9 protein-coding genes and 3 tRNA genes are annotated in these 12,229 nt (G+C 64.3%); 4 read left to right on the top strand and 8 right to left on the bottom strand.

What is annotated here, in order from left to right; genetic code table 11:
* Positions 1 to 53: 53 nt before the first annotated feature.
* The 4 genes from nusA to scpB form a co-directional block, all read right to left on the bottom strand.
* Positions 54 to 1,532, bottom strand: a complete 1,479-nt coding sequence (gene nusA, locus AC3WMR_RS03655; protein ID WP_492262696.1) for a transcription termination factor NusA — start codon at positions 1,530 to 1,532, stop codon at positions 54 to 56.
* Positions 1,529 to 2,032: a ribosome maturation factor RimP gene (gene rimP / locus AC3WMR_RS03650; RefSeq protein ID WP_263910786.1), complete on the bottom strand. Its 504-nt coding sequence runs from the start codon at positions 2,030 to 2,032 to the stop codon at positions 1,529 to 1,531. Before rimP ends, nusA begins: the two co-directional genes overlap by 4 nt.
* A 324-nt stretch (positions 2,033 to 2,356) precedes the next feature.
* Complete coding sequence (gene rluB / locus AC3WMR_RS03645) at positions 2,357 to 4,165, bottom strand: 23S rRNA pseudouridine(2605) synthase RluB (protein WP_492262695.1); 1,809 nt, start codon at positions 4,163 to 4,165, stop codon at positions 2,357 to 2,359.
* Positions 4,166 to 4,200: 35 nt separating this feature from the next.
* Positions 4,201 to 5,412 (bottom strand): SMC-Scp complex subunit ScpB, encoded by a 1,212-nt coding sequence (gene scpB / locus AC3WMR_RS03640; protein WP_492262694.1) that lies wholly within the window; start codon positions 5,410 to 5,412, stop codon positions 4,201 to 4,203.
* A gap of 66 nt (positions 5,413 to 5,478) precedes the next feature.
* Between scpB and AC3WMR_RS03635 the strand changes: the two genes are divergently transcribed.
* Positions 5,479 to 5,555 (top strand) — tRNA-Met (locus tag AC3WMR_RS03635).
* A 691-nt stretch (positions 5,556 to 6,246) separates the two neighbouring features.
* Here the strand turns inward: AC3WMR_RS03635 and AC3WMR_RS03630 are convergent.
* The 4 genes from AC3WMR_RS03630 to AC3WMR_RS03615 all read right to left on the bottom strand — a co-directional run bounded on the left by AC3WMR_RS03630 (position 6,247) and on the right by AC3WMR_RS03615 (position 9,735).
* A complete protein-coding gene (locus AC3WMR_RS03630; RefSeq protein ID WP_492262693.1) occupies positions 6,247 to 7,146 on the bottom strand; it encodes a LysR family transcriptional regulator in 900 nt (299 codons plus the stop codon).
* Positions 7,147 to 7,268: 122 nt separating this feature from the next.
* Positions 7,269 to 8,276 carry a CobW family GTP-binding protein gene (locus tag AC3WMR_RS03625; protein WP_492262864.1) on the bottom strand — a complete coding sequence of 336 codons (1,008 nt, stop codon included), beginning with the start codon at positions 8,274 to 8,276 and terminating at the stop codon, positions 7,269 to 7,271.
* A gap of 30 nt (positions 8,277 to 8,306) precedes the next feature.
* Entirely contained in the window at positions 8,307 to 9,533 is a 1,227-nt protein-coding gene (gene zigA / locus AC3WMR_RS03620; RefSeq protein ID WP_492262692.1) for a zinc metallochaperone GTPase ZigA, read from the bottom strand.
* 126 nt (positions 9,534 to 9,659) lie between these two features.
* Positions 9,660 to 9,735 (bottom strand) — tRNA-Asn (locus tag AC3WMR_RS03615).
* Between the two features lie 213 nt (positions 9,736 to 9,948).
* On the opposite strand from AC3WMR_RS03615, the gene AC3WMR_RS03610 reads away from it, so the two are divergent.
* From AC3WMR_RS03610 to AC3WMR_RS03600, 3 genes are all read left to right on the top strand, one after another.
* Positions 9,949 to 10,024, top strand: a tRNA-Thr gene (locus tag AC3WMR_RS03610).
* A gap of 140 nt (positions 10,025 to 10,164) precedes the next feature.
* Positions 10,165 to 10,824: a response regulator gene (locus AC3WMR_RS03605; protein ID WP_492262691.1), complete on the top strand. Its 660-nt coding sequence runs from the start codon at positions 10,165 to 10,167 to the stop codon at positions 10,822 to 10,824.
* Entirely contained in the window at positions 10,821 to 12,185 is a 1,365-nt protein-coding gene (locus tag AC3WMR_RS03600) for an ATP-binding protein (protein ID WP_492262690.1), read from the top strand. The genes AC3WMR_RS03605 and AC3WMR_RS03600 overlap by 4 nt, the downstream gene beginning before the upstream one ends.
* The last annotated feature ends 44 nt before the right edge of the window (positions 12,186 to 12,229 follow it).

The following is a 12,229-nucleotide window of genomic DNA, read 5'->3' as shown; positions in this document are numbered from 1 at the left end:
CGTGAACTTGCGGCGGACATGACGGCATCCGCCGCAGACCCGTGTCCTTATGGTTATTCTTCGTCGAACCAATGGGCGCGGGCACGCATGATGAGATCGCTGGCTTCCTGCTCGGTCAGGCCGGCGATTTCCGCCAGCTCGTCCGTTGCCAATTCGGCCAAGTCATCACGCGTATGCACTTGACGCTCGGCCAACTTGGCGGCCAGTTCCTGCGTCACGCCTTCGAGTTCAAGCAAATCCTGTGCCGTTTCCAGACGCTCTTCCTGGGCGATGGCCTCGGTCAGGAGCGCATTGCGGGCACGGGCGCGCAACTCGTTGATGGTGTCTTCGTCAAACGCCTCGATTTCCAGCAGTTCCTGCATGGGCACGTAGGCGATTTCCTCGATACCGGTGAAACCTTCGTCGATCAGGATGTCGGCGACTTCCTCGTCGACGTCCAGCTTGTTCATGAACGTGGCACGCAGGCCCGAACGCTCGACTTCCTGGCGGTTCAGGCTTTCTTCCGGCGTCATGATGTTGATCTGCCAGCCGGTCAGCTCGGACGCCAGGCGCACGTTCTGTCCCTTGGCGCCAATGGCCTTGGGCAGGTTTTCTTCGTCGACCACGACGTCCATCGCGTGCTTGTCTTCGTCCACCACGATGGATTCGACGTTGGCGGGCGCCAGGGCGCCGATGACGAACTGCGCGGGGTCTTCGGACCACAGCACGATATCGACCTGTTCCCCGCCCAGCTCGTTGCGCACGGCGGTCACGCGCGAACCGCGCATGCCGACGCAGGTGCCGATCGGGTCGATACGCTTATCGTATGCCACCACGGCGATCTTCGCACGCACGCCGGCATCACGGGCAGCCGCCTTGATCTCGAGCAGGCCCTGCTCGATTTCGGGCACTTCGTTCTCGAACAGCTGGCGGATGAACTCGGGCGAGGTGCGCGACAGGATGACCTGCTGGCCGCGGGCCGCGTGGTCGACGCGCAACACGAAAGCGCGGACACGGTCGGCGACCCGGAGGTTTTCCTTCGGGATCATTTCGGAACGCGGCAGGCGCGCTTCGATCTTGCCCGTTTCAATGATGGCGTCGCCCTTGTCCATGCGCTTGATCGTGCCGGACACGATGGTTTCGCCACGGTCCAGGAAGTCGTTCAGCACCTGTTCGCGCTCGGCGTCGCGGATCTTCTGCAGGATGGCCTGCTTGGCAGCCTGGGCGCCGATGCGGCCGAATTCGATGGGCTCGAGCGGCTCTTCGATGTATTCGCCTTCCTTGATGCCAGGCACGATCTCGACCGCGTCCGACAGCATTTCCTGCTTGTCGGGCTCTTGCAGGCCGGCTTCGTCCGGCACCACCAGCCAGCGGCGGAAACCTTCGTGGTCACCGGTATCACGATCGATGGCAACACGAATGTCCGCATCATCCTTGAAGCGCTTTTTCATGGCCGAGGCCAGCGCGCTTTCAAGCGCTCCGAACACGACATCACGCGTGACGTTCTTTTCACGCGCCAAGGCATCGACCAACAGAAGAATTTCGCGACTCATCGCTTTTTGCCCTTGAAATCCAGAACGGGATCCAGTTTTGCACGCTCGATATCATCGACCGTGAAGTTCAACACCTGGACTTCGTTCTTTTTTGCCTCAAATTCGAGACCGAACACGGTCTTGTGCATCCCAGCCGCGGCATCCGGGGCTGCGGGCGTGTCTTCGGGCACGGTCAACGTGCCGGAGAAGACCTTGCGCCCGTCCAATGCCTCGCGCAGCTTGATCTCGATGCGTTCGCCTGCGAAGCGGCGGAATTCGGTCTCGTTGCGCAACGGGCGGTCAATGCCCGGCGAACCGACTTCCAGCCGCTTGTAGTCGATGTTCTCGACCTCGTACACCCGCGACAATTGGCGGGACACCTGCTCGCAGTCTTCGATGCGCACACCGCCGACCCGATCGATCGTGACGCGCAATAGGCCCAGCGCGGCACGCTCGACGTCGACGAGTTCGACATCCATGCCGGCAAGAGCCTCTTCGGTCAATGCGAATAAATCAGCCATATACTCAAAAAAAATGGGCTGCACGCCCAGCCCACCGTATTGCACAGCGCCCAGCCGCCACCCTTACTGCACGTAAGGAGCAATGCTGGGCAGTGCCCTATATTGCGACCTAAATTTCGGCTTGCACCGCCACTGCGGCGCACCAGCCCGCCCCACGCAACCCTTCCGCGGCCAAAAGCCAAGGCGCGAAAGCAAGAACGCGAAGCCATGAAAACCATTGATTTTACCAGATAAACTGGAAAAACGCCTGATTCGTCACGGGCTTACGTTTATGTGGGACACATCCGACAGGCGACGCCACCCAGGCGCCGCCCGGCAAGCGGCTTAGCGCCCTCTTCCACCCCGGCCGCTCATCACGCCCAGGCGGGATTCGTGGGCCGAAGCGCCACGCGGCTGCCAGTCGTCGCCACGCGGCGAAGACGACGCATTGCGCGGTGCGCGCGGCTTGCCGCCGGCGCCCGGCCCCTTATTGTTACCGCCGCCAGCGTTACCGCCACCGGCGCGCGAGCCCTCGGCCTTGTTGCCGCCCCGGCCCGCGCCCGCAGGCTTGGCGCCCCGGCCGGCATTGCCGCCACGCGCGCCCGCCGGCTTGCCGCCCGGCTTGCCCCCAGCCGGCTTGCGACCCGCGCCTGCCGGCACCTCGGCCACATTGCCCGCCGCCGTATTGGCCACGGGGCCGCTGGCTGCCGCTGCGCGCGGACCGCGCGGCTTGCCGCCCGTCTTGCCGCCGCTGCGGCCGCCCGGCTTGCCGCCGGCTGCGCCCGAGCCCCGGCCACCCGTGGGCTTGCCGCCCTTGCGGTTGCCATTGCCACTGCTGTTGCCATTGGCTTCGCCCGCCAGCGGATGACCATTGGCGTAACCGCCCGCGATCATCAGGCCGGTACCGAAGGGGTCCGACGGACACGCCGCCGCCTGGCCGGCGCTGCCCACCCGGCCGCCCTGGATCTTGCCGCGGCGACCGATGCGGGCGCCATTCATGCCATTGCGATCCAGCGTGCCGAACCCCGGGGGCAAGGCGCTGTCGTGCGACTGGGGCTGCTTGGAACGGCGGCGATTACCACCGGCATCGTCGTCTTCACGCAACAGTCCCAACTGCACCATCAAGGCGGTGACCAGCGAGGCATCCAGCTCTTCCCAGCGACCACGACGCAGCGTGCGCGGCAGCACCACGTCGCCAAAACGGGTGCGGATCAGGCGGCTGACCGTGACGCCGACCGCTTCGAACATGCGGCGCACTTCACGGTTGCGGCCTTCCTGCAGGGTCACGCGGTACCAGCGGTTGCTGCCGTCGCCGCCCAGGTAGTCCAGCGCGCCGAAAGCGGCCACGCCATCTTCCAATTCGATGCCATCGACCAGCGACTGGCGCTGGGCTTCGTCCATTTCACCCAGCACGCGCACGGCGTACTCGCGTTCGGTGCCGTAACGCGGATGCATGATCCGGTTGGCCATGTCGCCCGAGGTGGTGAAGATCAGCAGGCCTTCGGTGTTCAGGTCCAGCCGGCCCACCGACAACCACTTGCCGGTACGCAGCTTGGGCAGGCGCGCGAACACGCTGGCACGGCCGCCCGGATCGTCATGGCTGACGATTTCGCCGGAGGGCTTGTGATACAGGATCACGCGCGGCGGCTTCTTGGTGTTGGTCCGCATGATGGGCTTGCCATTGACGCGGACCTGGTCGTTCGGGGCCACGCGCTGGCCGATGTGGGCCGGCTCGCCGTTGACCGACACGCGGCCAGCGACGATCAGCTCTTCCATTTCGCGGCGCGAGCCGATGCCGGCGTCGGCCAGCACCTTGTGCAGCTTCGGCATGACCACATCGCTGTTCAGGTACTTGCCCAGCCGCTGTTCCATGCGGTCGGCGGTATCCAGGTACGACAATGCCTGCTCGGCCTCCTGCTCGCCACCACGGGTGTCGGCCGTGTCGGCGGCGCCGACAGCGGGGGCCTGCGCATCCGCGGCGGCGGCGGGCGCCTGCTCGGCAGCGGGCGCATCGCCACGACGGCGGCGGAACGGCGTGCGCAGCTTGCGGCCGCGGCCGCGGGCTTCGCCCTCGGCGGCCGGCTCACGGGTGGCAGAGGCTTCCGGCTGGCCGTTGGAAACGGCGTCATCCGGACGGGGAGTATCGTCCTGCATTGCTGTATTCGTTGTCACTGGGACAGCTCCGAATTTCAAACTTGGGTAGGCTTGCCGGTGGCAGGCGCATCATCATCTGGGGACGCCGGTTCGCGATCAGCCTCGGGCTGATCGGAATCCGGCTCGGCAGGCTCCGCCATGGCGGAGCCGGTATCGGGCTCGAACGCGTCGGCGCCAGGCGCCAGGGGTTCGGCCTTATCTATCGGTTCGGTCGGTTCCGCGCTTTCCGCGTGCTCGACAAGTTCATTCGCAGCGCCAGGGCTGGCAGCGGCATCGGAACTGTCAGTATCAGCAGGATTTTCGGACAACCCGCCATGCGCCTCTTGGGCGGCATCCACGCCCGGCGCCTCGGCTTGATCGAAGCGCCCGGCATCCTCGATGCCCACGGATGGCGCATCGGGCAAGCTTTCGGCTTGCGCCCGGACGGTGGAATCGTCTGCGGGAGTCGCGTCTTCTTCTGGGCGCGAAAGCGGGGATTCTACGCTATCGCCCATGCCTATGGTTGCATCGTCGTCCGAAACAGACAATTCCGCAACCGGGATACTCCCCGGCACGCCAGCCTGGCCTGCGCCGGCGTCGATTGCCGCGTCACCGTCCGCCACTGCGATTTCATGCTGCGCCTGACCTTGCGCGGCAGCCGTTGCATCCTGCGCTTCAGCCTCGGCAGCCTCAGCCAGCTGCTGGACCTCACCCAGGTCCAGACCGGCCAGCGCCGCCGCCGCATGGGCGGATTCCAGGGCGGGCAGCTCATCCAGCGCACGCAGCCCCAGGTCGTCGAGGAACTGGCGAGTGGTGCCGAACAGCGCCGGCCGGCCCGGGGCGTCGCGATGGCCGATCACTTCGATCCAGCCCCGGTCTTCCAGCGCCTTGACGATATTGGACGACACGGTAACGCCGCGGATGTCTTCGATATCGCCGCGCGTGACCGGCTGGCGCCAGGCCACGATGGCCAACGTTTCCATCACCGCGCGCGAATACTTGGGCGGTTTTTCAGGATTCAGCCGTTCCAGGTAGCGCTGCATGTGCGGACGGCTCTGGAAGCGCCAGCCCGTCGCCAGTTGCACGAGCTCCAGGCCGCCATCGGCCCAGTTGCCCTGCAGGGTCTCCAGCAACGTGCGCAAGGCACTGTTGTCGAATTGTTCATCGTCACCGAACAGCTTGCGCATTTCGGACAGTTGCATCGGCTGCACCGCGCATAGCAGCGCGGTTTCCAGCACGAGTATCGCCTCGCTATCGTTCATCGACATTCAAATTCAATAAAAAGGGGCTAACTTGCGTTAGGGTGAAAATAAGGTTAATATTCTTTTCTCAGACGCGGGGTGGAGCAGTCTGGCAGCTCGTCGGGCTCATAACCCGAAGGTCGTAGGTTCAAATCCTGCCCCCGCAACCAAATTGATCAAGGCCTGGCGATTGCGCCGGGCCTTTTTCATTTCTGCCCGCGATTGTTGTGCACGCGATTGCGGCAAATTCAAACCCGCAACGCGCGACACGCCGACCCGCGCAGCCGCCCGAACCAACCGATGGGCGGTACGGCGACAGACTGCGCTGGTTTGCGAATTTCTCACGAGATTCCTGTGTTTACTGACCACCGCCGCGGGCTCGGGCCGCGGGGTTCGCGCCATGCAAGATGGGCTGCACGCACACCCCGGCAATCCGCGGGGCAATGTTTTAAGCAAAATCCGGAAAAGCTGGCATAACAAGCCAACAAGCCTGCGAACGGTGCCGGGTCCAGCACTATTTTCGCGGCAATCGATATTGCAGCAATCGAGATCAAAGGACCTGAATCGTCAGGCACCGGACAACGGCGTGGCATCCACCACCTGCCGAAGGCCCTGATGCGCCTCCCCTCGTGCATCCAGAGCCCCTGCCCCACGATGCCGCGGCCTGTTAAGCCGAAATTACGATTCTTGGATGTTTTTCTAAGACTACATGCTTGCGGACATTGGCAAAAGCCCTGCAGTTCAGCGCCTGGCCGACCGGGAAAGCACCCAAATTATACCGCTATATACCTGTCCCTCAACCGGCGGTGCCCCCAGAAGCGGCACTTCAAACGCCCCAAACCCCTGACGCAGCGCCGTGCGCTAGGGCGCATCCCAGGGCGTGGATCCCAACCGCTCGACCAGGAAATCCAGCATCGAACGCAGCATCAGCGGCATCTGGCGGCGTGATACATAGACCCCGTAAATACCCAGCTCCTGCGGCTTGGCCTGGGGCAAAATCACCTTCAGACGGCCTTCGGCCACATATTCCGTGGCGTAGTAAGTCGGCAACATGGCCACACCCGCCCCCTCCAGCGCAGCCTGCACCAGCACTGACACCTCGTTGGCACTGATATTGCCGCTGACCGGTACGTCCACCGGCACACCGTCGCGCTCGAAGCGCCACAGGCTTTTGCCAAAGTAGGAGTGGGTCAGGCAATTGCGCAGGGACAGGTCTTCGATTCGGGCAGGCTCGCCTTCGCGCTGCAGGTATTCCGGCGACGCGCAGACCACCGACCGGCACACGGCCAGCTTGCGGGCGATCAGGTTGGGGTCCAGGTCATTGGTGATGCGCACGGCCAGGTCGACCCGCTCCTCGACCAGGTTCACGGCACGGTCGACCAGCATCAGGTCGACCGACGTGCCGGGGTGCTGCTTGACGTAGTCGGTAATGACCCGAGCCAGGTGACGCGAGCCAAACGACATGCTGGTGGTCATGCGCAGCAGGCCGCGCGGCGTGTCTTCGGGGGTGGACACGGCGCTGCGCAGGTCGCCCACCATGTCCAGCATCTGTCGACAGCGCGGCAGGGTTTCGGCGCCGGCCGGCGTCAGGCTCAGGCGCCGGGTCGTGCGATGCAACAACCGCACCCCGACCCACTGTTCCATTTCTGCCAGGTAACGTGACACCATGGCCCGGGACATATCCAGATGAACCGCCGCCGCAGACAGACTTCCCCTGTCGGCGACCTCCACGAACACCTGCATCGCTTTCAAACGGTCCATGATTGTCTCGATTTTTGCACCAGACTTTACGGGTTATACCGTACTTCCGTGCATTTTCAGCATCTGAAATGACACACCGAGACGTCGGCAAGGCGCCCGCCGGCCGGGAATGGGATCGAGCCCTACGCGGAAAACTGGCCCAATGCGGCGCACGCCGCTGCCCGAACCTCGGCCGAATCCGCCCCCCTGACGATATAGACCAATTGCGACAAACGATCATCGCCCGGCCATTGGACCAAGGGGCGAATGGGATACAACTCGCCATGCACGCCATGCACCTCGCACGGCAGGGCCTCGCCCTCGAAACAGACCAGGCCTTTCATGCGCAGCAGCGCGGGCCCGAACTGCTCCTGCACACGAGAAACCCCCGCCAGGAAGGCTGCGCGGCCGATCGGGGCGACCAGCGTGATGGAAAAGCTGGCCACCTGCGCATGACGCGCCGCCATCGGCTTTGAAAATGCCTGCAGCCAGCCAGCCAGCTCGACCCCGTCGCGGTGCGACTGCGGGTCCGGCCCTTCCAGCAGCACGCCCGCCAAGGGCGCGTCACCCCGTTGCACGCAGCGCCGGGCACCGGGATTGATCTCGGCCACGGCCCGCTCCACCTCGCGCAACTGCGCGGTATCGGCCAGGTCGGATTTGCTGAACACCACCGTGTCGGCCAGCGCCAACTGGCGCAGCGCTTCCGGCTGCGATGCCAGCTGTTGCGGCCCTTGCCGCACGTCCACCACCACCAAGGCACCCTGGTAGACATAGCGCTCGGCCAGGAAGCGGTCATGCTTGAGCGTGAAGAGCACCGGGGCCGGGTCCGCCAACCCGCTGGTTTCGATCAGCACCCGCCGAAACGGCTTGATGCGCCGACTGAGCGCCAACATGAACAGATCGCGCAAGGTATCGGCGACCGCCCCACTGACCACACAGCACAGGCAGCCGCCTTCGATCAATACGATGTTGTCCGGCGCCAGGCGTACCAGGAGATGGTCCACGCCGATGTCGCCGTATTCGTTGATGATGACGACGGCATCGGCATAGGCGGGCTCGCGCAGCAGGCGGTTGAGCAAGGTGGTCTTGCCGCTGCCCAGAAAGCCTGAAATCACCGTTACGCCAATGCGTTTGTCGTCTTGCGCGCCCATCACGTCGCGAGGCCTTGCCTCGCCCTCCTTCTAGTGCGCCGCGCCCCAGATGGGGAACGGATCCGCGATCGTAGCCAATTCCAACGCGGGACGGGTCATTTCTTCCTGTGTCATCAGGCAGGCCGTCAACCGCGCGCGCAAGGCAGGCTCATCCATGCCGATGCCGATCAGCACCAATTCCTGGCAACGGTCGCCGTAGACCGGGTCCCACTCGGCGACGATGCGGGCGCGAGATTCGGCGTCCTCTGACCAGCGCTCTGCCGGCAGCGCGGCCCACCAATAACCCGCCGCGCCGTAGCGCGTCACCGGCCCGGCCTGCGACCAGGACGCCGCAATCGCCGGCCGCGTCGCCAGCCAGAAGTAGCCCTTGGACCGCACCACGCCTGGCCACTCCTCGTGCACCCAATCCCACAACCGCTGCGGATGGAACGGCCGGCGGGCGCGGAAAACGAAACTGCCGATGCCGTATTCCTCGCTTTCGGGCACGTGCTCGCCGCGCAGCTCCTTGAGCCAGGCCGGCGACCGCGCCGCCTCGTCGAAATCGAAGCGTCCGGTATCGAGCACGCGCGCCAAGGGCACGCGGCCGAATTCGCCCCGCACGATATCAGCGCGCGGATTCAGCTTGCGCAGGATGGCCTCAAGCCGCGCCAGGTCGTGCACCCCCACCAGGTCGGTCTTGTTCAACACCATGACGTCACAGAATTCGACCTGCTCGATCAGCAGATCCACGACCGTGCGCCCGTCCTGCTCGTCCAGCGCCTGGCCGCGCGCAGCCAGGTTGTCGCGGCTGGCGTAGTCGCGCAGGAAATTGTATGCATCGACGACCGTCACCATCGTATCCAGTCGCGCGATATCGGACAGGCTGGACCCATCCTCGTCCCGGAACGTGAAGGTTTCGGCAACCGGCAGCGGCTCGGAGATACCCGTGGACTCGATCAGCAGGTAGTCGAACCGCCCTGCTTCGGCCAACTGGCGAATCTCGATCAACAGATCTTCGCGCAACGTACAGCAGATGCAGCCATTGCTCATCTCGACCAATTTCTCGTCGGCCCGCGACAAGGCCGCGCCGCCCTCGCGCACCAGCCGGGCGTCGATGTTGACCTCGGACATGTCATTGACGATGACCGCGACGCGCCGGCCCTCGCGATTGTTCAGCACATGATTGAGCAACGTAGTCTTGCCGGCGCCCAGGAATCCGGACAATACCGTCACGGGCAGGCGCCCGTCTTGCGGCCGCGCCGCGCCTTCTATCTGCATGATGAGCCACCCGGTTAAAAATAGAATGTTATTACATAACATCAAACTTTCACCAGGCTGCCAAAATACAAACCGAAAATCCAAACCAAAAGGGCCATTCACTTGCGTGAATGGCCCTGAATTCTTTGGCTCCCCGAGCTGGGCTCGAACCAGCGACCTGCGGATTAACAGTCCGTCGCTCTACCGACTGAGCTATCGGGGAACTGCTAAGAAACGAGATTATGAACGAAAATTTTGAAGTGTGCAAATCGCGAAGTTTTTGTGGAAAGTTGCATCGCACGTTTCCCATCGCCAAAAAACTCTGATATGATTTCGGTCTTTCCAGATCAGGCCCCATAAAAAGGCGCTGAGTTGGGAAGGAAAAGATGTTTTGCTTGTCTCTTCTGGCATGTCCGGAAACAAAGCAAATGGTCTTGCCGGCATAGCTCAGTTGGTAGAGCAGCGCATTCGTAATGCGAAGGTCGTAGGTTCGACTCCTATTGCCGGCACCAGAATTCAAAAAGCAGCCCGCTCGGGCTGCTTTTTTCATTTCCGCTCGCGGCAGGCAAACCCTGCTGCACCGCCCCTCAGGGAACTCCCGCCCCGCCCCACGCATCCAACCTGCTGGAACCCCCATCAGGCTGGAACAACCATGCGCATCCTTCTTGTCGAAGACGACATCATGATCGGAGAGAGCGTGCTGGATTGCCTGCGCGCCGAGCACTACGCCGTTGATTGGGTCAAGGACGGCCACGCCGCCGAGTTGGCGCTGCGCACCGACCCGTACGATCTCGTCCTCCTGGACCTTGGCCTGCCCAAGCGCGATGGCCTGGCGCTGCTGCGCGATCTGCGCGGCCGCAAGGACCGCACCCCGGTACTGATCGCCACCGCCCGCGACGCCGTCAGTGATCGCATCGCGGGCCTGGACGCCGGCGCCGACGACTACATCGTCAAACCCTACGACATGGACGAGCTGCTGGCACGCATGCGCGCCTTGATCCGCCGTAGCGCGGGGCGCGCCGAACCGATCTTCGAGCACGAAGGCGTGACTATCGACCCGCAGTCGCACGCGGCAACGGTCAATGGCATGCCTGTGCCGCTGACCGCTCGCGAATGGGCCGTGCTCGAACCCCTGATCGCGCGCCCGGGCATGATCTTTTCGCGCGCGCAGCTGGAAGAAAAGCTGTACAGCTGGAAGGACAGCGTGAGCAGCAATGCGGTTGAGGTTTATATTCATGGCCTGCGCAAGAAACTGGGTCAGGACCTGATCCAGAACGTCAGGGGCGTCGGCTATGTCATTCCTAAAACATGAGCATTCCGCTTAGCTATTCGCTGCGGGCCCGCTTGCTGTTCTTCCTGCTCGCCGCCATTGCGGTGGGCGCGCTGGTGCAAGGCGCCATCGCTTACCGCAGCACGCTTGAGCAGGCCGACGACATCTTCGATTCGCTGCTGCAACGCACCGCCCTGTCACTGGGCACCGGCGACGGCCTGCTGCGGATGGGGCCGGCGCACGCCAAGGGGTCGGCCACGCCGATGGCCGACGACCTGATCATCCAGATCTGGACACCTGACGGCGTGCGCGTCTTCAATTCGCGTTCGCGCCGCCCTCTGCCCGACCAGATCATCCTGGGCTTTGCCGATGCCCAGGTCGAAGGCAACACCTATCGCGTCTACTCGCTGGCTACGCCGTTCCAGGTGATCCAGGTGGCGCAGGACATGAACGTGCGCAAGCGCATGGCCAGCGGCCTGGCCTGGCGCACGATCGCGCCGATCGCCGCGGCCGCGCCGCTGCTGATGCTGATCGTCTGGTGCGTGGTCAGTTGGTCGCTGCGGCCAGTCAAGCGCGCACGCGCCCAGGTGGCCGACCGGCGGCCGGAAGACCTGTCGCCCATCGACGTGCCCGACCTGCCCGACGAGATTCGTCCGCTGATGCAGGAATTGAATCTGCTGCTGGAACGCATGCGCGGCGCCTTCGCGCTGCAAAAGCAGTTTGTCGGTGACGCGGCGCACGAATTGCGCTCGCCCTTGGCAGCGCTGAACCTGCAACTGCAATCCCTGCGCCGCGCAGGCGACGAAGACAGCCGCCACGTGGCCGAACAACGCCTGGCGGCCGGCATCGAGCGCGCCACCCGGCTGGTCGAGCAATTGCTGTCCCTGGCGCGCCACGAAGACACGGCCGAACAACCGCCTGCCGCCGCGGTGGACCTGGGCGACGTGCTGCGCCTGGCCTTGTCCGAGACCCTGGCGGCCGCCAATGCCAAGCAGATCGAGGTGGACCGCCAAGGCGCCCCCGAGGCCTGGGTGGCCGGACATCGCGACGCGCTGGTCCTGCTGGCGCGCAACCTGCTGGACAACGCCATCAAGTACACGCCCCCTGGCGGCCACATCGATATCCGCCTGGATGCGCAGGCGGGCCGCGCGGTACTGGTGATCGACGACAACGGCCCCGGCATTGCGTCCGCCGAACGCGAGCGGGTGTTCGACCGCTTCTATCGCGTGGAAGGCAACCCCCAGCACGGCAGCGGCCTGGGCCTGGCGATCGCACGCGCCATCGCCGACCGCCACGGCGCCGCCATCACGCTGGAAGACGCTCCCGGCGGCCAGGGCCTGCGGGTCAAGGTCGACTTTCCGCTGGGCAATCCGTCGACTTCGCAATCCCGCCCACCCACTTAAGTTTCACCTAAGTGTCAGGCCCGAAGATAGCGCCATGTCCTCAA

This window comes from Achromobacter sp. FW305-C-28, from assembly GCF_058783235.1.
Note: the sequence above shows the minus strand (reverse complement) of the source record. Positions and strands in the feature narration are given on the sequence as shown.